This window comes from Haloarcula sp. MBLA0138 (assembly GCF_055632455.1).
Map to the genome: position 1 here is coordinate 375,211 of NZ_CM145746.1, position 24,784 is coordinate 399,994.

The 24,784-nt window shown below is 70.2% G+C and carries 28 protein-coding genes and 1 tRNA gene; 17 read left to right on the plus strand and 12 right to left on the minus strand.

Going from position 1 to position 24,784, the window contains the following annotated elements:
* Positions 1 to 67: 67 nt before the first annotated feature.
* The 3 genes from ACV7JO_RS01875 to trmY form a co-directional block, all read right to left on the minus strand.
* Entirely contained in the window at positions 68 to 1,723 is a 1,656-nt protein-coding gene (locus tag ACV7JO_RS01875) for an Ig-like domain-containing protein (protein WP_470354646.1), read from the minus strand.
* A gap of 330 nt (positions 1,724 to 2,053) precedes the next feature.
* Positions 2,054 to 4,114 carry a hypothetical protein gene (locus tag ACV7JO_RS01880; RefSeq protein WP_470354647.1) on the minus strand — a complete coding sequence of 687 codons (2,061 nt, stop codon included), beginning with the start codon at positions 4,112 to 4,114 and terminating at the stop codon, positions 2,054 to 2,056.
* 136 nt (positions 4,115 to 4,250) lie between these two features.
* On the minus strand, positions 4,251 to 4,847 hold the full coding sequence (gene trmY / locus ACV7JO_RS01885) for a tRNA (pseudouridine(54)-N(1))-methyltransferase TrmY (protein WP_470354648.1): 597 nt from the start codon (positions 4,845 to 4,847) through the stop codon (positions 4,251 to 4,253).
* Between the two features lie 197 nt (positions 4,848 to 5,044).
* Between trmY and pan2 the strand changes: the two genes are divergently transcribed.
* From pan2 to ACV7JO_RS01900, 3 genes are all read left to right on the plus strand, one after another.
* The gene (gene pan2 / locus ACV7JO_RS01890; RefSeq protein ID WP_470354649.1) at positions 5,045 to 6,265 is read left to right on the plus strand and encodes a proteasome-activating nucleotidase Pan2; all 1,221 of its coding nucleotides are present in this window, start codon (positions 5,045 to 5,047) and stop codon (positions 6,263 to 6,265) included.
* Positions 6,266 to 6,355: 90 nt separating this feature from the next.
* Positions 6,356 to 7,567 (plus strand): outer membrane protein assembly factor BamB family protein, encoded by a 1,212-nt coding sequence (locus tag ACV7JO_RS01895; protein ID WP_470354650.1) that lies wholly within the window; start codon positions 6,356 to 6,358, stop codon positions 7,565 to 7,567.
* A gap of 43 nt (positions 7,568 to 7,610) precedes the next feature.
* Entirely contained in the window at positions 7,611 to 8,087 is a 477-nt protein-coding gene (locus tag ACV7JO_RS01900; RefSeq protein WP_470354651.1) for a pyruvoyl-dependent arginine decarboxylase, read from the plus strand.
* A gap of 19 nt (positions 8,088 to 8,106) precedes the next feature.
* Here the strand turns inward: ACV7JO_RS01900 and ACV7JO_RS01905 are convergent, their stop codons facing one another.
* Positions 8,107 to 9,030, minus strand: coding sequence for a TIGR03571 family LLM class oxidoreductase (locus ACV7JO_RS01905; protein WP_470354652.1), 924 nt, complete (start codon positions 9,028 to 9,030; stop codon positions 8,107 to 8,109).
* A 98-nt stretch (positions 9,031 to 9,128) separates the two neighbouring features.
* Between ACV7JO_RS01905 and ACV7JO_RS01910 the strand changes: the two genes are divergently transcribed.
* A complete protein-coding gene (locus ACV7JO_RS01910) occupies positions 9,129 to 9,482 on the plus strand; it encodes a DUF5811 family protein (protein ID WP_470354653.1) in 354 nt (117 codons plus the stop codon).
* Between the two features lie 4 nt (positions 9,483 to 9,486).
* On the opposite strand, the gene ACV7JO_RS01915 is transcribed toward ACV7JO_RS01910, so the two are convergent.
* The 4 genes from ACV7JO_RS01915 to ACV7JO_RS01930 all read right to left on the minus strand — a co-directional run bounded on the left by ACV7JO_RS01915 (position 9,487) and on the right by ACV7JO_RS01930 (position 12,369).
* Positions 9,487 to 9,678 (minus strand): DUF8015 family protein, encoded by a 192-nt coding sequence (locus ACV7JO_RS01915; RefSeq protein WP_470354654.1) that lies wholly within the window; start codon positions 9,676 to 9,678, stop codon positions 9,487 to 9,489.
* Positions 9,679 to 9,740: 62 nt separating this feature from the next.
* Positions 9,741 to 9,920 carry a DUF7987 family protein gene (locus ACV7JO_RS01920; protein WP_470354655.1) on the minus strand — a complete coding sequence of 60 codons (180 nt, stop codon included), beginning with the start codon at positions 9,918 to 9,920 and terminating at the stop codon, positions 9,741 to 9,743.
* 40 nt (positions 9,921 to 9,960) lie between these two features.
* Entirely contained in the window at positions 9,961 to 11,769 is a 1,809-nt protein-coding gene (gene infB / locus ACV7JO_RS01925; protein ID WP_470354656.1) for a translation initiation factor IF-2, read from the minus strand.
* 96 nt (positions 11,770 to 11,865) lie between these two features.
* Positions 11,866 to 12,369: a plastocyanin/azurin family copper-binding protein gene (locus ACV7JO_RS01930; RefSeq protein WP_470354657.1), complete on the minus strand. Its 504-nt coding sequence runs from the start codon at positions 12,367 to 12,369 to the stop codon at positions 11,866 to 11,868.
* 109 nt (positions 12,370 to 12,478) lie between these two features.
* Here ACV7JO_RS01930 and ACV7JO_RS01935 point away from each other — a divergent pair, with 109 nt between their 5' ends.
* Positions 12,479 to 12,718 (plus strand): PRC-barrel domain-containing protein, encoded by a 240-nt coding sequence (locus ACV7JO_RS01935; protein WP_470354658.1) that lies wholly within the window; start codon positions 12,479 to 12,481, stop codon positions 12,716 to 12,718.
* Positions 12,719 to 13,177: an NOB1 family endonuclease gene (locus ACV7JO_RS01940; protein WP_470354659.1), complete on the plus strand. Its 459-nt coding sequence runs from the start codon at positions 12,719 to 12,721 to the stop codon at positions 13,175 to 13,177.
* Here ACV7JO_RS01940 and ACV7JO_RS01945 read toward each other — a convergent pair.
* The 3 genes from ACV7JO_RS01945 to ACV7JO_RS01955 form a co-directional block, all read right to left on the minus strand.
* Positions 13,174 to 13,320 (minus strand): CopG family transcriptional regulator, encoded by a 147-nt coding sequence (locus ACV7JO_RS01945; RefSeq protein ID WP_470354660.1) that lies wholly within the window; start codon positions 13,318 to 13,320, stop codon positions 13,174 to 13,176. The two genes, ACV7JO_RS01940 and ACV7JO_RS01945, sit on opposite strands and share 4 nt — an antisense overlap.
* 53 nt (positions 13,321 to 13,373) lie before the next feature.
* Complete coding sequence (locus ACV7JO_RS01950; RefSeq protein WP_470354661.1) at positions 13,374 to 14,168, minus strand: lysostaphin resistance A-like protein; 795 nt, start codon at positions 14,166 to 14,168, stop codon at positions 13,374 to 13,376.
* A gap of 66 nt (positions 14,169 to 14,234) precedes the next feature.
* Positions 14,235 to 15,530, minus strand: coding sequence for a glucose-6-phosphate isomerase (locus ACV7JO_RS01955; protein WP_470354662.1), 1,296 nt, complete (start codon positions 15,528 to 15,530; stop codon positions 14,235 to 14,237).
* Between the two features lie 87 nt (positions 15,531 to 15,617).
* On the opposite strand from ACV7JO_RS01955, the gene ACV7JO_RS01960 reads away from it, so the two are divergent.
* From ACV7JO_RS01960 to ACV7JO_RS01985, 6 genes are all read left to right on the plus strand, one after another.
* Positions 15,618 to 16,151, plus strand: a complete 534-nt coding sequence (locus ACV7JO_RS01960; protein ID WP_470354663.1) for a DUF8056 family protein — start codon at positions 15,618 to 15,620, stop codon at positions 16,149 to 16,151.
* A 54-nt stretch (positions 16,152 to 16,205) separates the two neighbouring features.
* Positions 16,206 to 17,603, plus strand: a complete 1,398-nt coding sequence (locus tag ACV7JO_RS01965; RefSeq protein ID WP_470354664.1) for a cytochrome P450 — start codon at positions 16,206 to 16,208, stop codon at positions 17,601 to 17,603.
* Positions 17,604 to 17,656: 53 nt separating this feature from the next.
* Positions 17,657 to 18,202 carry an FxsA family protein gene (locus ACV7JO_RS01970; RefSeq protein ID WP_470354665.1) on the plus strand — a complete coding sequence of 182 codons (546 nt, stop codon included), beginning with the start codon at positions 17,657 to 17,659 and terminating at the stop codon, positions 18,200 to 18,202.
* Between the two features lie 84 nt (positions 18,203 to 18,286).
* Positions 18,287 to 18,360, plus strand: a tRNA-Ile gene (locus ACV7JO_RS01975).
* A gap of 283 nt (positions 18,361 to 18,643) precedes the next feature.
* Positions 18,644 to 18,874 (plus strand): Lrp/AsnC ligand binding domain-containing protein, encoded by a 231-nt coding sequence (locus ACV7JO_RS01980; RefSeq protein ID WP_470354666.1) that lies wholly within the window; start codon positions 18,644 to 18,646, stop codon positions 18,872 to 18,874.
* 43 nt (positions 18,875 to 18,917) lie between these two features.
* Positions 18,918 to 19,235 carry a DUF7991 family protein gene (locus tag ACV7JO_RS01985; RefSeq protein ID WP_470354667.1) on the plus strand — a complete coding sequence of 106 codons (318 nt, stop codon included), beginning with the start codon at positions 18,918 to 18,920 and terminating at the stop codon, positions 19,233 to 19,235.
* Here the strand turns inward: ACV7JO_RS01985 and tmk are convergent.
* Positions 19,232 to 19,822, minus strand: coding sequence for a dTMP kinase (gene tmk, locus ACV7JO_RS01990; protein WP_470354668.1), 591 nt, complete (start codon positions 19,820 to 19,822; stop codon positions 19,232 to 19,234). The genes ACV7JO_RS01985 and tmk overlap by 4 nt on opposite strands.
* Positions 19,823 to 19,927: 105 nt before the next feature.
* Between tmk and ACV7JO_RS01995 the strand changes: the two genes are divergently transcribed.
* The 5 genes from ACV7JO_RS01995 (at position 19,928) to cofG (ending at position 24,740) form a co-directional block, all read left to right on the plus strand.
* On the plus strand, positions 19,928 to 20,830 hold the full coding sequence (locus ACV7JO_RS01995) for a complex I NDUFA9 subunit family protein (RefSeq protein WP_470354669.1): 903 nt from the start codon (positions 19,928 to 19,930) through the stop codon (positions 20,828 to 20,830).
* Between the two features lie 202 nt (positions 20,831 to 21,032).
* Positions 21,033 to 22,217: a tubulin/FtsZ family protein gene (locus ACV7JO_RS02000; protein WP_470354670.1), complete on the plus strand. Its 1,185-nt coding sequence runs from the start codon at positions 21,033 to 21,035 to the stop codon at positions 22,215 to 22,217.
* Entirely contained in the window at positions 22,189 to 22,971 is a 783-nt protein-coding gene (locus tag ACV7JO_RS02005) for a hypothetical protein (protein WP_470354671.1), read from the plus strand. Before ACV7JO_RS02000 ends, ACV7JO_RS02005 begins: the two co-directional genes overlap by 29 nt.
* A complete protein-coding gene (gene cofC / locus ACV7JO_RS02010; RefSeq protein ID WP_470354672.1) occupies positions 22,972 to 23,574 on the plus strand; it encodes a 2-phospho-L-lactate guanylyltransferase in 603 nt (200 codons plus the stop codon). It begins immediately after the preceding gene.
* A gap of 53 nt (positions 23,575 to 23,627) precedes the next feature.
* Positions 23,628 to 24,740 carry a 7,8-didemethyl-8-hydroxy-5-deazariboflavin synthase subunit CofG gene (cofG, locus tag ACV7JO_RS02015; protein WP_470354673.1) on the plus strand — a complete coding sequence of 371 codons (1,113 nt, stop codon included), beginning with the start codon at positions 23,628 to 23,630 and terminating at the stop codon, positions 24,738 to 24,740.
* Positions 24,741 to 24,784 lie beyond the last annotated feature (44 nt).

Consider the following 24,784-nt stretch of genomic DNA (forward strand, 5'->3'; position numbering starts at 1 on the left):
TATCATGGAATCTATCGGCTCTCGACGCGACCGCAACACTTCAACAGTCGGGGTCCGGACCCCGGCGCTAGCTGTCCTCGGGGTCGTAGCCGTCGGTGACCGTCGTCACCGTCCGGACCTCCTTGCCGTTCGTGACGTAGACGAAGTAGCCCTCGTAGGCCGAGACGCTGTCGGTGTCGCTGGCGGAGGTGAACGCGCTGTTGGCGCTGGTCGCCTCCGACTCCAAGTCCGCGCCGGTGTACGTCGACAGCGTCACGTCGCCGGTCGTACTCGGGTCGACGCCGGCCCCGAGGTCGTCCCCTATCGTGGTGCTGGCACTCTCTCCGAGGTCCGGCGCGGCGCTGACGAGGTTGTACCCCTCGTGGAGGTACCGCGCGTCCGGGCTGGCCGCGCCCGCGGTCTCGAAGACGTAGCCCACGCGGGCGTCGTCGGTCTCGGCGAAGGCGTAGTACCCCTCGCCGGCCTGTTGCTCCTCGGGCGAGACCCACTCGGAGTCACCGGTGGCGGCCGTCGGGTCGTAGGTCGTCACGTCAGAGACGTTCTGGAAGCGCACGTCCGCGGCCCGCATCGGCGTCCCGACGAGGTTGTACCCCGAACTCAGGCCCGTCACCTCGTGGACGAGTACCACCGAGTCGGTCGCCGAGTCGTCGGCGTTGGCCACCTCGACGGTCGTCTGCCCCGTCGCGGCGGTGTCGCTGATGTCCTCGGGGTTGATGTCCTTGCTGAACGAGCCGTCGGTGACCGACGCGGACCACGTCGCGCCGGCGATCTCGATGGTCGCGGTCCCGCTGTCGACCGTGTTGCCCCGCGCGTCCTCGACGCCGGAGCCGGTCACCTGAACGTCGGTGTCGCTGTCGGCGACCACGCCGACGAACTCCTTCTCGATGCTGATGCTGTCGACGCTGTCGACGCTGGTCTCCAGTTGGACGCTGTCACTGCCCGAATCAGTGTAGCCGACGTAGTCCGTCGCCGTCGCCGTCAGCGAGACGGAGCCGTCGCCGACGCTGGGGTCGGAGACGATGAACGTCCCGGTGTAGGTCGACCCCGACCCGGTCAGTTCCAGCGACGACGGGCCGCCGAGTTTCGAGGCGTCGACGGTCACCGTGTCGATGCCGGTCGTCCCGTCGTCGGCCGTAGCCTCGACTTTCACCGTGTCCCCGTCGGCGACGGTGTCGTCGGCGTTTTGCTCCGTGACGGTGACGCTCGAGACGACCGGGCGGTGGGTGTCGACGGCGTACGTTATCGCGCCGGCGTCGGCGTCGGCGGGGTTGCGCGGGTCCGGCCGCTCGCCGACGACCCACGTGCTGCCGCCGTCGTCGGTGACGCGTGCGGTCACGTCGTAGGTCCCGTCGTCGGTGATGTCGCCGCCGCTGAGGTCGTAGGTGTCGTAGCTCCAGTCGACGGAGCTACTGCCCGGCGTGGCGACCGTTATCCACGTCTTCGACCCGGTCCACGAGGACCCGTCGAAGTAGTTGTCGTCGCTCTCGCGCTGGATGCTTACCTGCACCTTCGTAATCGTTCCGTCGTCCGATGCCGTCCCCGTGATGGTCGGTTGCTGGGTGAGGTTGCTCTGGTGGTCCGGCGAGTCGACCGTGACCGTCGGCGACTCGTTGGCGGCGGCGGCGACGCCGGTGAGCGTCACCGACGCGCCGACCACAGAGCCCACCAGCAGAACCGAGAGGGTGAGCGCCCTGAGTGCGTCGTCCGTGTTGGTTCCTGCCATAGTCCTGACTCCGCTGCCTGCCTGCGGTTCCCGCGGCGGTTCGGTCGAGCGGTCCCCTGTGACCGCTACCCACCGACCGCGACGCCGCCGGGTCGATACTGACGCTTTTGTCTGACTACTATAAAATAGTTGGCAGTATATTATCATCTGTAAGAACAGAGTGTGAACGGGGATGAGAAATCGGGTGAGCGAAACGCCCCTGAAACCGACCATCGACCAGTTTTGTGGCGGGTTCGGAGCGCGGAACTATCCCCTGCAGGACACTCTCACTCGCCACGTGTTCCGTTCGCAATATTTGATGGAACGCCGAGAGAACCGTCGGTCGGTCCGCTAGAGCTTCTGGCTGTTGCGCGCTTGCCGGGTGCGCAGGGTCGCCTCGTCGAGGCGTCGGCGGGCGGCGTTGGCGAGCGTCTCGGGCAGGGCCTCTGTGGCCTCCTCGACACGGGTCGCCGTCACGCCAAGCCGGTTCGCGACCGCCGCCAACTGTCGGTCGGCGGCCTCGCGGTCGCCGGCCAGCGCCCCCTCCGCTGCGCGGCGCGCGGCCGCGGCGACGGCCGCGAGGGACTGCTCCAGTCCCCGGAGCGAGTTGAGCGCCCCCTGTACGCTCCCGAGGTCGAGCGCGTCGAGGACGGCGGCCACCGCACCGCGGGTCTCCTCGGCGAGGTCGACGAGGAACGACGCCAGCGACGCCTTCCCGGTGTGGGGCTGCTCGATGCGGACGCTGCTCGCGTCGGCCGCGGGGTTGACCCGGAACGCGCCGACGGCGTCCTCGGCGTCGCGGACCTCGGTCGTGTACGCCCCGCCGCGGTGGACGTACACCGCATCCGGCCCCGACAGCGGCGCGTCGTACAGCCGACCGGCGAAGTCGTCGACGACGGCGAGACCGGTCAGTTCGGCGTCGGTCCCCTCGGTGTCGACCGCGAGTTTCGTCGCCGACTCGCGGGCGACCAGCGGGACCTCCCCGTCGACGCCGGCGACGGTCGGCTCCCCGCCCTCGGCGACAGAGACGGTCTCGCTGTGGGGCGCGACGCCGGCCCCGTTGACCGTCAGCCGGTGGTCGCCGGCGGGTACGTCCCGCACCGCTGCGACGCCGCCGAACGTCGGGACGGCCACGGGGTCGCTCTCCAGCAGCGCGACCGCCTCGACGGACGGGTCGGTCGTCTGCACCCCCTCGCCGTCCGGCGCGTCTTCGTCGGTGACCGTCGCCGAGACGCTGGCGACGACGGTGTTGACCGGCGCGGCAGCGCCGATGGCGTCGTAGCGTTCGGCCAGCGCCGCCCGGTGGTTCGGGTCGGTGATGTCGGCCGCGGGGTTCTCGTAGCGGGGCTGGCCCCACGGCGCGCCCGTCGTCGTGATGTGGCCGGCGATGGCGTCCTCCGCGGCCTGTGGCACGGCGAACTCGAAGCTCAGTTGCGGGCCGACGAAGTCGGCGATGTGTTCTATCTCGGCGGTCGGAACGAGGTCGTAGGCCACGCCGTCGCCGTCGCGGTCGCTGTGGCGGAACACGCGGCCGTTGGACCGCTCGGGGATGTCCGTCGGCGGCGCGGAGAGGGCGTCGAACGACCGGACGGTCAGTTCGGGCGCGACCAGCGCCGAGCGGTCGACCGAGGGGAGGCGGTCGTGTTCGTATATCGGCGCGCCCTCGTACTCGGGGACGACGTAGGGCAGGCGCGTCCCCTCGTCGCGGGGCAGGCCGTAGGCCAGCGGGAGCTCCGCGAGGTCTTCGACGCCTTCGAGGGCGGTGTTGGTGATGTCGGCCGCGAGGTCGCTCACCGGCAGACGCGTGAACTGGTCGCGCTGGGCGTTGAGCGACAGCGCCGAGGAGTGCGAGCCCAGTTCCGAGAGGATTCGCGGGACCGCTTCGGGGTCGGGGTCGAGGAACTCGTTGTTGGGCACCTTCCGCGAGTGGGAGCTGGCGACGAACAGCTGTGGCTCGCCGCTGTCGGTGTCGACGAAGACGTGCAGCACCTCCCAGTCGTGCCAGTGGAAGTTCGTCGTGAACTGGTCGAACGCTGAGTAGAGCCAGAACTGGACGACCGCCAGCGGCGAGTCGTCGTACTCGACGGCGTTGTAGAACACCGTCGGGGCCGGCGGCTCGCCCGACTCGGCCAGCCGGGCGTGGTACCCCTCCAGTGCGTCGAACCCGGTGACGACCGTCTCGCCGTCGCGCTCGCTGGTGTAGGGCCGCGGGTCCGTCGGGAACCACGGTTCGTGTTCGTCGAAGTACAGCGTCGGCGCGAACTCGACGGCGAGGTCCCGCGCGAGTTCGTCCTCGACCGCCGTGGCCCGGCCGTCGTCCCCGCGCTGGAGGGCCGAACAGCCCGCGACCGAGGCCGCGCCGGCCCCGGCCAGCGCCGACAGGAGCGACCGCCTGTCGAGGGCGTCACCCATCGGCTCGTGCCGTCGGGACGGGAGCAGTCGGTGCGCGGTTCGGGGGCGTCGGCGAACGGAGCATACCCCCACGTGGAAGGGGAGCCGAAAAGGTCTTCTGGGACAGAACCCGCCCCTGCGGGCCGTCGCGGCCGTCTCAGTAGCGCTCGAATCCGTCGGTGTCGAGGTAGTTGTGCGCGACGGTAATCGCGTGGTCGCCGTGGAGCCGCTCGGGGCCCAGCGACACCCGCCGGTCGGCCGTCCCGGCGAGCAGGTCGGCCTCGGTGTCGGTGAAATCGCGGTGGTCCGAGAGGACGAAGACGGGGTCGGTCGGCGGCGCGGTCTCCACGATAGGGTCGCCGCCGGCGTGGAGTTGGACGACCGTCCCCTCGGCCGCGACGGCGTCAAGCGTGTCGACGAACCCCCGCCGGGTCAGCGAGACGCCCGGCGAGGTCTCGACCGGGACGTGGCCGATGGCGTCCTCGCGCCGGTCGAGTGCGTTCCGTATCAGCGCGGCCGTCGAGCGCTCGTCGGGGTTGAGCCGGCGGAGGTCGGCACCGTCGAACGTGACGGTGTACTCGTCGGCCAGCACGAGATGGGCGCGAACGTCCTCGCGGATGGCGTGGCTGAGGAAGAAGGCGCTGGTGACACAGCGACAGAGGGCGTCGAGGCGTCCGGCCCCGCCCGCGAGGTCGTCGAGCGAGAAGTCGGCGGTCGTCGGCGCGTCGTGGCCGGTGACGACGAACTGGCGCATGGGCGGTCGTCGCGCCCCGACGGGTTAGGCGTGTCGGGACGGCGGCGGCTGAGGCCGCGCCGGCCCCGCACTGACCCGGCCGCTGACTCCGCACTGACCCGGCCGACGACCACGCAATCACCGGGCTCCGGAGGTGACGACCACCCCCTCGACCCAAAGGCCCTTTGTGTTTCAACTGTGTAGGTACGGCCAGCCAAATGTCGCGTAGTCCTTCGCTTCCCGAGCGCCCGCGGCTGGACCTCGACCCCGAGATGTCACCGGCCGAGCGTCTGGAGGCACTCAGGAGTCACTTCGAAGAGATAGTCCGCGTGAACGAACAGCTCTCGGCCCAACTCGACGAGGCCCGCGAACGCCGGGACGACCTCACCGACGATGTCGACCAGCTCGAACGCGAAAACGAGACGCTGAAGACCTCCTCGCTGTACATCGCCACCGCCGAGGAGATGACCGACGACGGCGTCGTCGTCAAGCAACACGGCAACAACCAAGAGGTGCTGACCGAAGTCTCGCCCTCGATGCGGGACGAGATGGAGGCCGGCGACCGGGTCGCTATCAACGACTCGTTCAGCGTCAAGCAGATACTCGAACCCGAGACCGACGCCCGCGCGCAGGCGATGGAGGTCGACGGCTCGCCAGACGTGACCTACGACGACATCGGCGGCCTCGAAGAGCAGATCGTCGAGGTCCGCGAGGCCGTCGAGGAGCCGCTGGTCAACGCCGAGCAGTTCCGCGAGATAGGCATCGACCCGCCAAGCGGTGTCCTCCTGCACGGGCCGCCGGGGACGGGCAAGACGATGCTCGCCAAGGCCGTCGCCAACGAGACCGACGCCACCTTCATCAAGATGGCCGGCTCCGAACTCGTCCGGAAGTTCATCGGCGAGGGGGCCCGCCTCGTCCGCGACCTCTTCGAACTCGCCAGCGAGCGCCAGCCAGCCATCATCTTCATCGACGAGATAGACGCCATCGCGGCCAAGCGCACGGAGTCGAAGACCTCGGGGGACGCGGAGGTCCAGCGGACGATGATGCAGTTGCTCTCGGAGATGGACGGCTTCGACGACCGCGGTGAAATCCGCATCATCGCCGCCACCAACCGCTTCGACATGCTCGACCGCGCCATTCTGCGCCCCGGCCGGTTCGACCGCCTCATCGAGGTCCCCAAGCCCGACGCCGCGGGCCGGGAGCGCATCCTCGAAATCCACACCGGCGACATGAACCTCGCCGACGACGTGGACCTCGGCGCGTTCGCCAGCGAGACCGACGACCTCTCGGGAGCCGAAATCGCGTCGCTGGCGACCGAGGCCGGGATGTTCGCCATCCGCGACCAGCGCACGACCGTCCGGCAGCGGGACTTCCACGACGCCTTCGAGAAGATTCAGGGGGACGAGGACGACACCACCGGCCCCATCGCGTTCGCCTGAGCGTCGCTTCTCCTCGGACCGCTTGCGGCAGTACCGTTCTCGTGCTTGGTTCCCGCGCGATTTATCCCATCACGGCCAGTACCGACGCGCGTGACGGACACCGGACAGACGCGGCGGGCGTTCCTCGCGACGGTCGGGACCGCGGCGGTCGGCTCGCTGGCAGGATGTCGCGGGTCGTTCGACCCGCTGGCCGACCGCGGCCTCGACGAGCGGGCGGCGACACAGTTCCGACGGGGGCTTCGCAACCGCGGTTACCGGGACGTGTCGCTCCCCGACCCCGTCGAGCGCCGGTGGTCGCTCCCGACCAACCGCGGGGACCACACCGCGGCGAAGGGGAGCCCGGTGATAGCACCCACCGGCGACCTCGTGGTGGCCGACGACACCGGCCGCGTGCGCGCCGTCTCGACCGACGGCGAGGTCCGGTGGGCGACCAGCATCACCGACGCGACGCGGGGGAGCCACGGCACGGCCGCGATAGCCAACGGCCACGCCTACGTCGGGGCCTACGACGGCGCGCTGTCGGCGCTGGACCTCGAAACGGGCGAGCGGGTGTGGCGGACGGACCTCGGCGACGCCATCGGGGCCAGCCCGACCTACTACAACGGCGTGTTGTACGTCGCCGTCGAGCACGCGAAACCCAGCGGGAGCGTCGCCGCCGTCCGCGCCGACACCGGCGCGGTGCTGTGGCGCGACGACTGGCCGACCGACCACCCCCACTCGACGGTCGCCATCGACCGCGCGGCGGGCCGCCTGCTCTTTGGCTCCAACGACGGCCGCTGTTACGCGTGGACCTTTCCCGGCTTGGAGCGGGCGTGGCGCCACGACACCGGCGGAGACGTGAAAGCGCCGGTCGCCGTCGCCGACGGGGCGGCCATCGTCCCGTCGTGGGCCGCGACGGTCACCGCCCTCGACCTCGCCGACGGCGGCGTCCGCTGGACGTTCGAGACCGACGCGGACACGATGTGCGCGCCGGCGGTCCACGAGGGTACCGTCTACGTCGGCAGCCACGACGACCGGGTGTACGCCGTCGACCTCGAAACCGGCGACGAGCGGTGGCGCTACCCCACGGGCGGGTGGCTTATCGGGAGCGTCGTCGCCACCCGCGAGCACGTGCTGGTGGGTTCCTACGACGCGCGCCTCTACGCCTTGGACCGGGCGACGGGCGAGGTGGCGTGGACCGTCGAGAACCGCGGCCACGTCTCCAGCGCCCCGCTGGTCACCGACGACGCCGTCTACTACACCGAACGGGCCGTCGACGGCGACCCCGACCGGCCGGGGATGCTGCACAAGCTCGCGGGCTGAGCGAAGCGAAACCCCTTACCGCTCGGCCCGTCGAGCGTCCTGTATGAGCACGATTCGGGTCGCGTGGGGCACCGCCGCCGGCCCGACTGCGCTGTCGTCGTACGACGCCGCCCTCGCCGCGGCCGGCGTCCACAACTACAACCTCGTGACGCTCTCGTCGGTCATCCCCGCCGGCCCGGACATCGAGGTCATCGGGACCGCGCCGGACCTCGGCCCGCCGGGCGAGGCGCTGGAGGTCGTCGAGTCGTCGGCGACGGCCGCGCCCGGCGAGCGCGCGGCCGCCGGTATCGGGTGGGCCCGAACCGCGGACGGACCGGGAATCTTCTACGAGGTCGACGGCACCGACCCCGACGCGGTGCGGGCCGAAATCCGCGAGGGACTCGCCGCGGGCCGGGACCTGCGGGCGTGGGACTTCGTCGAGGAGTCGGTCCGCGTCGAGGCCGTCGCCCCGCCGGCCGACGGCGACCACGAGAGCGCCGTCGTCCTCGCGGCCTACGGCGAGAGCCACCCGGTCGTCTGAGGGGGACCGTCGCCGGCCCTCAGAGCGCATCCAGCACTCGGTCGGCGAACGTCTCCATCGCCGCGGCGGGCCGCTCGCTCTCGAAGCCGACGACGACGTGGTCGACCCCGTCGTCGTCGAGGCGCTGGAAGTACTCCCGGACCCACTCCACTCCCGCGCGGTAGCCCAGATGTAGCGGCTCGGGCTCCGCCGCGGGGTCGTCGGCGAGGGCGACCCTGACCGCCATAGCGAAGGGTTTGTCGTCGGCCCCTTCGCGCCACGCCGAGAGGTACGACCGGAGCGTGTCCTCGGGGAGGTGGTAGAACAGCCAGCCGTCGCCGTTCTCCGCTATCCACTCCGTGGACTGTCTGGCGTTGCCCGTCGGCAACAGCGGGAGAGCGTCGGTCGTGGGCTTTGGCAACACGTCCAACTCCCCGTCGAGTCGCCCCCACGCCCCCTCGACGGCGGGGAACTCCTCGCGCCAGCAGGCCCGAATCGCCTCGATGTGTTCCCTGAAGCGCTCGCCGCGGGCCTCCGGGTCGACGCCGAAGGCCGGGTACTCCGGGTCCCGGTCACCGGAGGCGACGCCCACCACCAGCCGGCCGCCCGACAACCGGTCGACGGTGGCGGCGGCCTTGGCGACGTGAATCGGGTGGCGCAACGGTAGAACGACGCTCGCGGTGCCCAGCGCTATCTCGTCGGTGTGGGCGGCCACGTCCGTGAGCAGCGGCCACGGGTCGAAGGCCCCGCCGGCGTCCCCGAAGCGGGGCCAGTAGGTCGGCACGTCCCGCGCCCAGAGTCCGTCGAAGCCGACCCGCTCGGCGACGCCGGCGAGTCGGCGTTCGTCCTCGATGTCCGGCGTCGTCTCCCTGACGCCGGTCAGTGGCAGGCCGACGCCGACGCTCAGTCCCGACGACCCGAACAGGCGGCGATACCCCGCGTTCTCGATGTCCGGTTCCGTCATCGTCGCCCCTTGTCGGCCGAGACGTATCGGCCCTGTGTTCGCCGACGCGCTATCCGCGGGTTTTTAGTCCCCGACCTCCTAAGTGAGCGGGAACGTCCATGTATGGCAATGCGCCGTTCGGCAGCGAGGCGGGCGACGTGACGCTCACCGCACAGCAGCGAAAGCGACTCCGGCAGGACCTCGCGAGCGTCGCGGCGGAGACGCGCGAACTGCTCCCCGGTGAGTTCGTGGTCGGGTCGGAACTCAGCACCGGGCAGGCCGGGCCGCGGGCCACGATAGCGGTCCAGCCGCCGGTCGGCTCCGTCGTCAGCGCGGGCTATACGCCCGAGGACGCGGAGGAGGCGGCCATCTCCGACGACGAGCGGACGGACCTCGCGCGCGGCATCGCGGCGTCGGCCGCGCTCCAAGTGAAGCAGGCGATGGGCGACGAGGCGACGCCGACGGCGCAGTAACTCACTACTCGTCGCTCGGGGGGTTGTAAAACAGCGCGTAGCCGATGGACCCGCTAGCCGGGAGGCTCCCGGCCGACAGCGCGGTGCCCAGACTCACCGAGGAGGCGAGCGCGCCGACACACGCGAGCAGCATCGACAGCGCGATACTGGCGAGGACCACGTCGGGCATCGAGAGGGGGACCTCGGGGTTGACCATTCCTACCCGGGACGAGACGCGCCTGCTAATTAAATATTATTACTCGGTCGCGGTCGGCGGCGTCAGCCACTGTCTCCGGCGTCCAGATAGCCGACGAGCGCCTGCGGGAGGACGACGCCGACGCCCAGCAGGACGCCGATGCCGACGGTGGTGTCGAGTCCGACGACCGCGGTGGCGACGTAGGCCAGCGCCAGCGCGGCGACGACGCAACCGAGGACGATGCCGTTCTCGCGGGAGACCATACCGGCCCGTCGGCGCGGGGACAGGTAAGTCTCGTGTCTGTCACTTCCCCCAGAAGGGGTCCCGGTTCCGGTGTTTGTCGAGATACATCGACAGCGCCTCGCGCTCGTCGGCGGAGATGTCCTCGCGCAGTTCCTGTTCGAGAATCTTGGCGTGTTTCTCGGGAATCTCGACCCAGAGGTCGTCACCCTCCGCTATCTGTCGGCCGACGGTCGGGCCGTCGATGGAGGCGGCCAGCCGTTCGCCGGTGCGGGCGGAGTCGGCCTCCTCACCCTCGTCCTGTAGCGATTTGAGGCGGCCGACGCGGGTCGGCTCGTCGCCGTCCCAGCGGACGACGTTGACGTTCCGGCGGAGTTCGCCCGACAGGACCTCGACGCCGACGACGGCGGGGTCGGACTGGCGGAACACGTGGTCTTTCAGCACCCGGAACTTCGCCGGGCGGGTGATGTTCTCCAGAATCTGCTCCTGTTGGGCCTCCTCGATGGCGGTGACGTGTTCGTCGTAGTCCTCGACGAGCTGGTAGATGACGTCGTTCTCGAACAGTTTCACGTCCTCCTGCTCGGCGAGGTCCCGGGCGTCGTCGAGGACGTCGACGGAGAACGCGAGGATGGCGCGGTGGGTCGGTTCGTTGGCCGTATCGGCGACGCGCACGTCGCGGGGGGCGACGGCCCCGACCTCGGCGCGCATGACCGGAATCTCCTCCTCTTGGAGCGTGCTGGATATCGCTTCCAGCGAGCCCAGCGTGTCGGCCTTGACGACGAGGCCCTCCTCTTGGGTGGTGACCTCTATCTCGGCCAGTTCCTCCTCGACCTCGGCGATGACCGCGGCGCGGTCGCGGTCCCGGACGACGCGGATGGGCGCGCCGGCCATCGCGTCGTCGAGGTCCGGTGCGGCTATCTTCACGCCGTCGGCGGCCGCGACCGCGTCGACCTGCTCGAACTCCTGTTCGGTGCGTATCTCCTCTAGGGGTCGCGGGCGGAGGAGCGCCCGAACGTCGGTGACGATGGACCCCTGCAGGCCGCCGACGACGATGGTGTCGTCGGCCCGGATGGTCCCGTCGTAGACGATGGCGTCGAGCGTCGCCCCGAACCCCTGCGTGTCCGTGACTTCGAGGACGGTGCCGACGCCGGGACCGTCGGCGTCGATGGCCATCTCCGCTTTCATGTAGCGCTGGGAGAGGCCCATCATCACCGTCAGGAGGTCCGGCACGCCCTCGCCGGTCTCGGCCGAGACCGGGACGACGCCGATGTTGGCTTGGAAGTCCTGCACCCGCCAGTACATGTCCGCCGAGAAGCCGTTGTCCGATAGCTCGCCGATTATCTCGTAGAGGTTCTCGTCGAGGTCCGACTGGACCCGCTCGGACTGGGCCTCGGTCGTCTGCTGGACCGGTTGGTTCTCGTTGGGGTTCCAGCCCGGCACGGTGTCTATCTTGTTGGCGGCGACGATGAAGGGGGTCTGGGTCCGCTTGAGGATGTCGATGGCCTCCAGCGTCTGGGGCTGGAACCCGTCGTTGACGTCGACGACGAGGATGGCGATGTCGGCCAGCGCCCCGCCGCGGGAGCGCAGCGTCGAGAAGGAGTGGTGCCCCGGCGTGTCGATGAAAAGCAGGCCGGGGAGGTCGAAGTCGGTGGGGTCGACCAGCCCGCCGGCTATCTCGGAGATGACCTCCAGCGGCACGGCCGTCGCCCCGATGTGTTGGGTAATCGCGCCCGACTCGCCGGCGGTGACCGCCGAGCCGCGGATGCGGTCCAGCAGGCTCGTCTTCCCGTGGTCGACGTGGCCCAGTACCGCGACGATTGGCGTCCTGAGCGCGTCGGCGTCCGTCTCCGTGGTGGCGTCGGTGTCAGACATAGATGGCCCCAGAAGTTACCGGAACCGAGTCGGCCACGCAAGTTAAGTTCGTCGTCATGCCGCCAGCGCCGCGGAACCGTCGGTTCCGCCGGCCCGTCACTCGACGACGGTGAACGACCCGGTCATGCCCGCGCTCCGGTGTGGGGCACAGTAGTACTCGTACTCGCCGGCCGCCTCGAAGGTGTGGGCGTGGGTGTACCCGCTCTCGAACGTGTCGTCGGGGCCGCCCGGCGTCCCGGCCCAGTCGCTAGCGTCGGGCGTGCGCGCCGGCTCGACGTTGTGGAAACTGCTCGCCCACTCCCACAGCACCGTCTCGCCGACGGCTATCTCGAAGGTCTCGGGGTCGAAGCGGTAGCCGCCCGGCCCGACGGCGACGCGCTGGGCGTACGCGGGGGTGGCGGTCGCGGTGTCGGTCGGCGTCGACGTGGCGGTCGCGGTGTCGGTCGGCGTCGATGTGGCGGTCGCGGTGGCCGTCGACGTGGCCGTCGCGGTCGCCCGTTCGGTTTCGGTTCCGGTCCCGTCGTCGCCGCCACAGCCGGCGAGGCTCCCGGTGACGCCCGCCGCCAGCGCCGCGAGGAACCCGCGCCTGTCGTCGTCCATGCCCGTTACTGGGCCGTCCGGGCGATAAGGGTGGCGTCCGGGCAGCGAGCGACGACGCGCGTCAGACGTCCCCGTGGCGTTTATGTAAGCGCACTCAGAAAGAACGCCTATGACAGACATACTCGCCGAGAACCTCTCGGGGAAAGACGTGATGGGTACCGACGGCACCGAGATGGGGAGCCTCTACAACATCACGATGGACCTCTCCTCGGGGCGGCTGGAACACCTCGTCATCGACCCCATCGAGTCCGTCCGCGACATGGACTTCGAGCAGAGTCCCGACGGCCGACTGCTGGTCCCCGTCGAGCGGGTCCAAGCAGTGAAAGACCACATGATCGTCGACCGGTAGATGTACGTTCTGGACTCCTCGGCGTTCATCAACGAGTATCACACCGACGAGCGAATCGCCTCCATCCCGCTGGTCCACGAGGAACTGGAGGGCGAGGCCGCCTACCGCTTCGACGCCTTGGAGGGGTCGGGGATGCACCTCCACATCCCCGAGGAAAACACCGTCGAGCGCGTCGAGCGCGCGGCCCGAGAGACGGGCGACCTCGCGGAGCTCTCCGACACCGACGTTCGGCTGGTGGCCGCGGCCTTCGAACTCGACGGCCGGCTCGTCACCGACGATTACGCGATGCAAAACGTCGCGGAGAAGCTCGACGTCGCGGTCGAGGTCATCGCCCGCGAGGGCATCTCCGAGCAGCGCGACTGGCTGTTCCAGTGTCAGGGCTGTGGCCGCGAGTTCGAGGACAACCGCGACCGCTGTCCGATATGCGGAAGCTCGCTCTCCCGGAAGAACCCGGCTTAGACCACCGACTCCTCGATGTCTTCGAGTCCGAGTTCGACGAGTTGTCGCAGGACCTCCTCCTCGCGGATGCCGTAGCGACGCGCCAAGGACTCGACGGCCCGGGCTTGGTCGTCGTCACACACGACCGTGAACCGGGTCACCATGGCCCGTGGTTGGACGCGTGTCTGTATAAAGACCCGTCAGACAGCCGTCGTATTCAGGCCGGAAGCTCGATGCCGGCGACCGCCAGATAGTAGTTCAGGACGAACAGGCCGGCGTTCCAGACGCCGTGGGTCAGCGCCGGGACGACGATGTTCTCGGTGTACTCGTAGAGGACGCCCAACACCAGCCCCATCCCGCCCGCGGTCAGCAGGTACGTCCACGCGCTCCCGGAACTGATAGCGAGGTAATGGCCGACGCCGAAGACGAGACTCGCCGCGACGATGCCGGGGACAAGCCCGAACGAGCGCTTGAGCAGGCCTTGGACGACGCCGCGAAAGAGCAGTTCCTCGGCGGGACCGACGAACAGCAGGGCGACCGGGACCATCCACAGGAACAGCGCCGGGTTCTCCCGGCCGCGGGTGATGACGGTGTTCTGTCCCGGCGTGACGGTCACGCCGAACAGCGCCTCGACGACCACCGAGAGCAGTTGGACGACGACGCCCATGACGAGGGCGGCGGCGAAGACGCCGAGGATGCCGACGACGGCCCACCCGACCTCGCGGAGGGTCGGCCACCGGACCCCGACGAGGTCGCGCTCGCCCCGATAGAGGAGGAAGCCGACGGCGACGGCGAAGAAGCCGAGGTACGAGACGGCGTTCAGCGCCGCGTAGAGGACCGGGTCGGCCCGCGCGGCGTCGAGACTCTCCAGCCCGACGAGGGGCATCCCGACGTACTGGACGAAGACGCTCCCGGCGATGAAAGCGGCGGCGACGACCGCGAACGCCCGGACGACGCTCGTGACGACCGTCCCGCCGTCGGCCACGTCGACGTACGGAGGGGAAAGTGCCATCGGATACGCGAGGGTACGGGAGCGGGCCACAAGACCCCACCGGTCGGCCGCGGCCGGACGGCCCCGTCAGTCCTCGATGCGGTGTTCGCGCAGGTCGGCGACGGCCTCGGTTTCGGCCGTCTCCGCGCCCCGGACCAGCCCGCGGGTCGCCCGCTTGCCCCACTCGACGGCGGGCTGAGTGAACGTCTCGACGCCGGCGAGTTCGCCCACGAGGACGCAGGCGGCCTCCATCGCGTACAGCAGCCGGCCGACGCTCTCGGCGTCGACGCGCTCGATGCCCACGTCGATGGCCGGCCGGTCGGCCGCCGGCAGGCTCGCCAGCGTCGCCTCGGACTCGGCGGCCAGCAGTTCGCCCAGCGTCGTCCCCGAGAGGTACGCGAGGTCGTCGTGGTCCGGCTCCGGAATCGTCGCGTCGGCGCGCTCGCACGGGCGGACGAACGTGACGACCTTGTCGCGGGGACCGGCGCGGTACAGCTGCAGTTGGGAGTGCTGGTCGGTCGCACCCAGCGCACGGGCGGGGGTCTGGCCGCGGCCGTCCTTCCCGAGGCTCTCGGCCCACAGCTGTGCGAACCACTCCGCGAAGGCCTCCAACCGCTCGGCGTAGGGCATGACGGCGTTGACCGCGGCCCCCCGCTGTTCGAGTTCGTAGGCGACCGCGCCGTAGGCGTAGGCCGGCGTGTCCGACAGCGACGGTCCGAGGTCGTCGGCGACGGCCCCGGCCCCCGCCAGCAGCCCCTCGATGTCGACGCCCAGCACCGCCGGCGGGACCAGTCCGACCGCCGAGAGCGCGCTGAACCGGCCGGGGACGCCCTCGGGGACCCGCAGCGTCGGCAGGTCGTGGTCGTCGGCCAGCGCGCGCAGGGGGCCGGACTCGCCGGTGGTGACGACGGTCCGCTCGGTCCAGTCGACGCCGGCGTCCGCGTAGGCCTCGCGGACGACGAGGAAGTTCGCCAGCGTCTCGGCGGTCGTCCCCGAGCGCGAGACGACGTTGAGGGCGGTGTCGGCGAGAGGCAGGTCCGCGAGCGTCCGCCGGACGTGTTCGGGGTCGACGTTGTCCAACACGACGTGGCGGCCGGGGTCGTCGGCCAGCGCCGCGGTTATCGTCCGCGCGCCAAGCGCGGAGCCACCGATGCCCACCGTGAGGACGTAGTCGGCGTCGTCGACCGGTGCGACCGCCTCGCGGACGGCGGCGGCGTCGGTCGCCGACGGGAGGTTCAGGGCGGCGTACCCGAACTCGTCGTCCGCGCGGCCCCGCGCGATGCGGTCGTGTGCCGCCCGGACGCGGTCGTCGAGGTCGTCTAGCGCCGCCTCGTCGAGCCCCGGTTCCGTCGCGGCGAGCGCGGCACCGATGTCAACGTACATACGCCCACCGTCGACGGCCCCCCACATAGGGGTCACGACCGGCCGGCAAGCGGGGCGTTTAACCGCCGCGTCGCCGTAGTCGGCTCGATGACAGACGCGACGGCCGCCGAGCGCGTCGACGCCGACCCGGACGCCTACGACGGCCTCCCCGGCGCGTTCCCCTACGCGTTCCGGGCGACCGACTCGCTGCTGTGTAATGCCTACATCGCCGTCGCCGTCCTCGCGGCGCTGGCTATCTCGCTCGTGTTCGCGCTGGGCCTCGTGACGCTGTTCGGGGCGACGTTCAGCGCCCGCGGCGGGACGTTCACCTTCTCCAGAGCCTTCTTCCTCGTCGTCGGCGTCCTCGTCGTCGGGCCGCTCGTGGCCCCGGTGTTGCTGGTCGCGCGCCGCCACCGCCGGACCGGCTCGACCGTCGGTTACGACCGCGCGCTGGCGCTGTCGGGCGTGACCTTCCTGCTGTCGCTGTACGTCGGCCTCGTGATTTCGGTCCCGCCACAGCTCCAACAGCCCACGGCCAGCCCCGTCGTCGGCGCGCTGTACGACCTCCCCCAACTCGCCGGCCTCCTCCCGCCCGCGCTGGCCGCCGGCCTCGTCTACGCGGTCCACCGTCGACTCCGGTAGGTTCCGTTCGGACCCGACGAAAGCGACAACAGCGCCCGGTCCCAACGCCGGGGTATGTGCGCCCGACGGCGCGGCGAGCGGGACGAACGGGACCCGGACCGACGCGGCCCGGTGACGCCGGGTGACCGACCGCCCCGACCGGGTCGCCTCCCGCCCGTGACGAACACGCTGGCGATGTTGCGGGACCCGCTGGCCTTCTACGACCGCGTGGCCGGCATGGACGCCGATGTCGTCGGCTACAGCGTCGCCGGCACGACGGGCTACTTCCTCACTCACCCGGCCCTCGTCGAAGACGTGCTGGTCACGAACCCCGACGCCTACGAGAAGGGGCGGCTCCTCCGAAGCACGCTCGGCCAGTTCGTCGGCGAGGGGCTGTTCCTGCTGGAGGGCGCGGAGTGGCAGCGCCAGCGGACCGCCCTCCAGCCGGCCTTCTACCGCGAGCGCGTCGCGGCCTACGGGGAGACGATGACCGCCTTCGCCGCCGAGACGGCCGCCGGGTGGACCGACGGCGAGACGGTCGACCTGCTGCCGGCGATGCAGTCGCTGACGCTTCGCATCCTCGGGAAGACGCTGCTGGACGTGGACGTCGAGACGACCGCCGACGCGCTGGAGCCGCTGCTGTCGGCGCTCCGGGAGCGCCTCGACCCCCGGCGGCTGTCGGCCTACACCCCGCTGTGGGTGCCGACGCCGACGAACCGGCGGGTCCGCCGGGCGCGGGCGGCCTTCGAGGCGACGCTCGACGACATCGTGGCCCGCCGCGAGCGCGAGGACGCCGCCAGCCGCGAGGCTCGCGACGACGTGCTCTCGCTGCTGCTCTCGCTCCCCGCGGAGCGGCTGGACCGCGAGCGCCTGCGCCACCAACTGCTCACGTTCCTCGTCGCCGGCCACGACACGACGGCGCTGACGCTGACCTACGCGTGGTTCCTGCTGGGCCACCACCCAGAGGCACAGCGCCGCCTCCACGCGGAACTGGACGCGACGCTCGGCGACGCCGACCCGACGCCGGCGGACCTCCCGGACCTCCCCTATCTCGACCGCGTACTCACCGAGGTCCTGCGGCTCTACCCGCCGGCGTTCACCGTCTTCCGCCAGCCCACCGAACCGGTGGAACTGGGCGGGTACGCGGTCGAACCGGGCGCGCAGTTGACGCTCCCACAGTGGCTCGTCCACCGCGACGAACGGTGGTACGACGCGCCCGACAGCTTCCGGCCCGACCGCTGGACCGACGGCTTCGAGGCCGAACTCCCGGACTACGCCTACTACCCCTTCGGCGGCGGGCCGCGCCACTGCATCGGCATGCGCTTCGCGCGGCTGGAGGCCAAGCTCGCGCTGGCGACCATCGCGCAGCGCTACCGGGTCGAGGCGGTGACCGAGCCGCCGCTGTCGCTGGCGATGCGCATCACGCTCTCGCCGACCGACTCCGTCGCAGTACGGCTCCGCGAACGGGACTGACGAGCCGCCGTCGCTCTCGAAAGGGGTTTGGGGCCGGCCCTGCAAGCGGGGGTATGCTCCGGGTCATCGGGCTCCTGTTGCTCATCCCGCTGTTCGACGCGGTCCTGCTGGTGGCGCTTGCGACCGGGGTCCTCTTTCCCGTCCCGCCGCTCGTGGTCGTCGCGCTCGTCGTCCTGACGGCGCTGATCGGCATGCTGCTCGTCCGCGCCGAGGGCCGGGCGACGCTGCGCGAGATACAGCGCAAGCTCGCACAGGGCGAGGTCCCCACCGACGAACTCGTCGACGGCGGCCTGCTCATCGCCGCCGGGGCGTTCTTCCTCACCCCCGGACTGGTGACGGACTTCGTCGGCCTGCTCATCGCCGTCCCGCTCACCCGCTACCCCATCCGGCTGGCGGTCACTCGCTGGTTCGTCGGCCCCTACATCGACGCCAAGACCGGCGGCTTCGCCTCCGGGCAGGTGTACGTCGGCGGCTTCCCCAACGAGGACGGCGCGGGCCCCGGTCCCGACGCCGGTCGCCCCGGTCCCGACGACGGCGGCGACGGCATCGACCCGACGACCGCGACCGACATCGACTTCGAGGAGTCCGACGAGGACTGACCGCCCTGTGGCGGTTTCTCACGGCTCTGCTGGCGAAACGTTACCCTTTTCAATACCCCTCGGGTACACCAAGACGCGCCCGTCGGGCCAATAGCTCAATCAGGTTGAGCGCTCGGCTGATAACCGGGAGGTTCGCGGTTCAAATCCGCGTTGGCCCATCCCGATTCCTGCCCGTTCCCAGCTTTTCCGAAAGCGGCGCTACAGCCGCTCTTCGGGAATTTTTCGGCGGAATTGGAAAAGTGCCGTCGAAGGTACTTTTTATTAGCTCGCAAGGAAACCTTGCGGACACCGAAGCCGTCTGGCGGTTACTATAGCTCAAGCCGTTCCCGGCGGAATCACCGGAGGTGGGTCCGGCCGTGCCCGCCCTCGGCGGGCCGGGAGTCCACGCTTCGCCTGTCACCGCAGGAACCTTTTTGGCTCCATGACACGACATACCAAAGCATGGTACGAGCGTTCATCATGATAAAGACCGTCGCCGGCAAGTCGGACGAACTGCTGGCAGCGGTCCAGTCCTCGGCGGGTATCACCGAGGCCCACATCGTCGCGGGGCAGTACGACATCATCGCCGAGGCGACCGGCGACGAGGTGTACGACGTGATGCAGTCGGTCGCCACGCGGGTACGGGAACTAGACGGCGTCGCGGACACGCGGACGTACATCTGTCTGGAGTAGCGCGGTCCGACACGGCAAAGAGCGTCGGGCCCCAAGCAAGTGCATGGTCACCGTCGTCGGACTCGTCGGGCTCGTCGTCATCGTGCTGGTGAACAGTGCCGTGACGGCCCTCATGACGCGGTTCTTCCGCGTGCGGCTCAACACGCGCTGGGGCGGGCTGCTCTACTCGGTATTGCTGTGTCCGGTCGCGGTCGTCGTCGTCGCGGTGATACTGTCGGTGCCCGTCGGGCCGTTCGTCACGCTCGGACGGGGGACGTTTCTCTCCGTGACGGTCGTCCTGCCGCTGGCGGTCGGCATCACGTTCGACTACTTCTGGATGCCCTCGCCCGAGGAGGTCACGCTGCCGACGTCGACGGACTAAGCGCGGTCGCTCACCGCGGCGCGGACCCGTTCGTACACCGCGTCGGGGTCGGCTCTCGCGTCGACGCGGACGAACCGGTCGGGGGCGGCGTCGACGAGCCGTTCGTAGTTCGCCCGCACGTCGGCGAGGTAGTCGGCCGTCTCGAACTTGTTGGTCGCGCCGCTGCGGCGCGCGGCGGTCTCCGGGTCGAGGTCGAGATACACTGTCAGGTCCGGCGGCCGGGTCCACGGCGCGTGGACCGCGCGGACGTACTCCAGCGGGTCGTCGAAGGCGTCGTGGCCCGCGAGCGTCGCCCCCTGATAGGCGTACCGCGAGTCGGAGTAGCGGTCCGAGACGACCAGTCGGCCGGCGTCGAGGGCCGGACGGACGGTGTCGGCCAGATGGGCGGCGTGGTCGGCGGTGTAGAGGAACAGTTCGGCGAGTTCGTCGGCGTCGGCGTCGTCGATGGAGCGCTGGACGGCGTCGCCGTACCAACTGTCGGTCGGCTCGCGGGTGAAAACGGCGTCCTCGAAGGCGTCGTCGGCCCGTAGCCGCTCCCAGACGGTCGTCTTGCCGCTGCCGTCGAGGCCCTCCAGCGTGACGAGCATACCCGACCGTCGACGCCGGGGACCGTAAGACCCCCGGACCGGGACGCGGTGGGGCCAAACTAGTTGCGCCCTACCTTTAGGTGGCCCGCCGTCGTCCGGTCGACCATGGACGTACTCGTAGTCGGCGGGACCGGATTCGTCGGACAGCACCTGTGTCGGGAACTCGACGACCGCGGCCACGAGGTGACCGCGCTGTCGCGGAACCCACACGACGCGGACCTCCCAACCGGCGTCGTCCGCACGGAGGGCGACGTGACCGACTACGACAGCATCGAGGGAGCCTTCGAGGGACAGGACGCCGTCGTCTTCCTGCCGGCGCTGACGCCGCTGTTCGAACCCGACGGCGGCAACGAGATGCACGAACGGGTCCACCTCGGCGGAACGAGAAACGCCGTGCGGGCGGCGGAGGCCCACGGCGTCGACCGGTTCCTCCAGATGAGCGCGCTCGGCGCGGACCCCGACGCGGCGACCCACTACCTCCGCGCGAAAGGCGAGGCCGAGGCGGTCGTCAGAGAGTCCTCGCTGGACTGGGTCGTCTTCCGTCCCTCCATCGTCTTCGGCGAGGGCGACGAGTTCGGCTACTTCGTCAAGCGACTCAAGCGGATATTCGCGCCGGGCGTCCCGCTGTATCCGCTGCCGGGCGGCGGCGAGCGGGCCCACTTCCAACTCATCTGGGTCGCGGACCTCGTTCCGATGCTGGCCGACGCGCTCGAAGACGACGAACACGTCGGCGAGACCTACGAGGTCGGCGGGCCCGAGCGGCTGACCCTCCGGGAGGCGACCGAACTCGTCTTCGAGAGCGAGGGCAAGTCCGTCACCGTCGTCCCGCTCCCGATGCCACTGGCCAAGGTCGGCCTGCCGGTCCTCGGGGCGCTCGGGTTCCCGATGGGCAGCGACCAGTACGAGGGGCTGGACTTCGACAACGCGCCCGCCGACAACGACGCGCCCGCGTTCGGCTACGACCCGGCCGAGATGCGGAGTTACGCCTCGTATCTCGGGCTCGACTGAACGGCGTCGGAGTCGTCCGGACCGGCCGAGCCGACGGCCGACAGCGGTCACCGCCCGCCCGGTTCTCTCCGGGCACGGCCGGGCGGCCGACCCCGGCCCCTTCGGCCGTTTCTGTTACTCAAGTGGGCTTTCATGGCTGAGATTTGGGCAAAAAACTTATACGCGCATTCCTACTTAGGCCTTTTAAGCGGAGTACCATATAATGAAACTCGCGATGATCGGCTTCGGGCAGGCCGGCGGCAAGATTGTGGACAAGTTCCTCGAGTACGACCGGAACACGGGCTCGGGGATAGTCCGGTCGGCCGTGGCGGTCAACACGGCCAAAGCCGACCTGCTCGGGCTGGAACACATCCCGGACGAGAATCGAGTGCTCATCGGTCAGGCGCGCGTCAAGGGTCACGGCGTGGGCGCTGACAACGAACTCGGCGCGGAGATCGCCGAGGAGGACATCGACGAGATTCAGGGTGCCATCGACAACGTCCCGGTCCACGAGGTCGACGCCTTTCTCATCGTCTCGGGACTTGGCGGCGGGACCGGCTCCGGCGGCTCGCCGGTACTCGCCAAACACCTCAAGCGCATCTACACCGAACCGGTCTACGGACTTGGCGTCCTGCCGGGCAGCGACGAGGGGGGTATCTACACGCTCAACGCCGCCCGCTCGTTCCAGACGTTCGTCCGCGAGGTCGACAACCTGCTCGTGTTCGACAACGACGCGTGGCGACAGACCGGCGAGTCCGTCGAGGGCGGCTACGACCACATCAACGAGGAGATCGTCCGTCGCTTCGGCGTCCTGTTCGGGGCCGGCGAGGTCGGCGAGGGCGACAACATCGCCGAGAGCGTCGTCGACTCCTCGGAGATAATCAACACGCTCGACGGCGGCGGCATCTCCACCGTCGGCTACGCCTCCGAGGAGGTCGAAGTCTCCTCGGGCGGGGGCGGCCTCCTCTCGCGGTTCAAGGGCGGCGACGACGCGGCCGACGACGGGATGGACACAGTCAACACGACGAACCGCATCACGTCGCTGGTCCGGAAGGCGGCGCTGGGCCGGCTCACACTCCCCTGCGAGATAGACGGGGCCGAGCGCGCCCTGTTGGTGATGGCCGGGCCGCCGGCCCACCTCAATCGGAAGGGAATCGAGCGCGGGCGCAAGTGGCTGGAGGAGCAGACCGGCTCCATGGAGGTCCGGGGCGGGGACTACCCGACCCAGACGAACAAGGTGGCCGCCTCCATCCTGCTGGCCGGCGTCCACAACGTCCCGCGAATCAAGGAACTGCAGCAGGTCGCCATCGAAGCGCAGGACAACATCGACGACATTCGCCAGCAAAGCGAAGATAACTTGGAGGAGTTGGTGGAAGACGATGAAGATGAACTCGATCCGCTGTTCTAGTCGCGCGATAACGCTGCTTTGCGTCGTCGGCCTGCTCGCCTTCGCGGGCACCGCTAGCGCTTTTACCGTCTCGGCCGACGGCGTCCCCGGCGAGTCCGGGGTCGACGAGGAGGTCAGCGTCACCTACACCATCGACGACCCCTTCACCGACGCGCCCAACCAGTGGACCCTCGCCGCACAGACCGAACTCCGCAACGTCAGTTGGACGGTCACCGTCTTGCGGGCCGGTAATCAGGTGAGTCAGGACACCTACGGCGACCAGAACGTCACGCAGGACCTCGACATCGACAACAACGGCGACCAAGTTCGGGTGGAACTGGTCGGAACGACCCCGGCCATCGAGAACTACACCTACCAGCCCGAGGAGACGTACCTCGTCGCGTCGCTCGACCGCATCAGCGGGAACAACCGCGAGGAGTTCCAAGTCGACAGGGCCCACCACTACACCGAGGAGAGCCGCGAGGCCCGACAGGCCATCGAGTCCGCGCAGTCGGCCATCGACGCGGCCGGCGGCAACGAGGAGGCCGAGGGGCTGGTCAACAACGCTATCTCGGCCTACGAGAACGAGAACTTCGGCAACGCCGTCGACCTCGCCAGTCAGGCCGAGTCCACCGCCCAACAGGCCCAGCAGAGCCAACAGACCACGCGGACACTTCTGCTCGCCGGTGCCGGCGTCGTCGTCCTCCTCCTGCTGGGCGGGGGCGGCTACGTCCTCTACCAGCGCCAGCAGGGCGACGACTACGACAGGCTGTAGATGCGGACCGTCGTCCCCGTCTCGGGGTCCGACCCCAAGACGCGCCTCGCTCCCGTTCTCGACGCCGACGAGCGCCGCGCGTTCACCGAAGCGATGCTCGCGGACGTACTCGACGCGCTGACGGCCGCGGGTCGTGACCCCGAGGTGGTCTCGACGGCCCCGCTGGACTGCGACGCGCCGGTCACCGTCGACGACCGCGGGCTGGACCCGCTCGTCAACGACCTGCTCGGCGACGGCCCGCTCGCGGTGGTGATGGCCGACCTGCCGCTGGCGACCCCCGGGAGCCTCGCCCGACTGTTCGACGCCGACGCCGACGTGGTCCTCGCGCCCGGACTGGGCGGCGGGACCAACGCCGTCGTCTGCCGCCACGAGGGCTTTCGCGTCGACTACCACGGCGTCTCGATTCGGGACCACCGCGCCATCGCCCGCGCGGCGGGTGCGACCGTCGCCGAGGTGGACTCCCGGCGGCTGGCGACCGACATGGACGAACCGACCGACCTCGCCGAGGTGTTGCTCCACGGCGACGGCGCGGCCGCGGACTGGCTGGCCGACGCCGGTTTCGAGGTGGTCGCCGCCGACGGCCGCGTCGGCGTCGAGCGGTAGCCGGCGACCCGACGACCTGCACGCTTTTGCGTCCCGAGCGCGGAGGGGCGGACGTGATTCCGGGCGCGGACGAACACGGCGTCGACCTCTCGGTAGCGGACGGCGACATCGAGCGCCTGCTGTCGGTGACGCCGGCCGACGTGGCCGCGGCCGACGAACTCTCGTACTGCCGGAACGTCTTCGTCCCGCTGACGACGGCCTGCCGGTACACCTGTACGTACTGCACCTACTACGACCCGCCGGGCGAGGCCGACCTCATGAGTCCCGCGGAGATACGCGAGACGTGCCGTCAGGGGGCCGACGCCGGCTGTACGGAGGCGCTGTTTACCTTCGGCGACGACCCCGACGACCGCTACACCGCCGTCCACGACCAACTGTCGGCGTGGGGGTACGACTCGATTCACGACTACCTGCGCGCGGCCTGTGAAATCGCGCTGGCGGAGGGGCTGCTCCCCCACGCGAACCCCGGCGACCAGACCCGCGAGCAGATGGCGACCGTCGCCGACTGCAACGCCTCGATGGGCGTGATGCTGGAGACCACCGCCGACGTGCAGGCACACGGCGGCCCGCGGGCGAAGTCCCCGGGCCAGCGCCTCGCCACCATCGACACGGCGGGCGAGTTGGGCGTGCCCTTCACGACGGGCGTGCTGGTCGGTATCGGCGAGGACTGGCACCACCGCGCCGAGAGCCTGCTGGCTATCCGGGCGCTCCACGAGCGCCACGGCCACGTGCAGGAGGTCATCGTCCAACCGGTCGTCGAGAACGAGCGCTGGCGGGGCGGGTCGCCCGACCTCGCCACGATGCGCCGCGTGACGGCGATGGCCCGCGCCGCCCTGCCCGAGGAGGTGTCGGTGCAGGTGCCGCCGAACCTCGCCCCGGCCCGGGACCTGACCGACTGCGGCATCGACGACCTCGGCGGCGTCTCGCCGGTGACCGACGACCATATCAACCCCGACTACGAGTGGCCGGCGCTGCGGGAACTGGCGGCCGTCGCCGAGAGCGCGGGCGTCCCCCTGCGCGAGCGGCTCCCGGTCTACGAGCGGTTCGTCGACGAGGGGTGGCTCCCCGAGCGCGTCGAGCGCGCCATCGCGGGTGACGACGCGGCCGGCGAGCGGTTCCGCGCCGTGCTGGAACGGGGCGAGAACCCGGTTCCGGCCGGCGACTGACGGGACGGACCGCCGCCCCCGCGGCAGGCGCGGCCGGTTCGGAA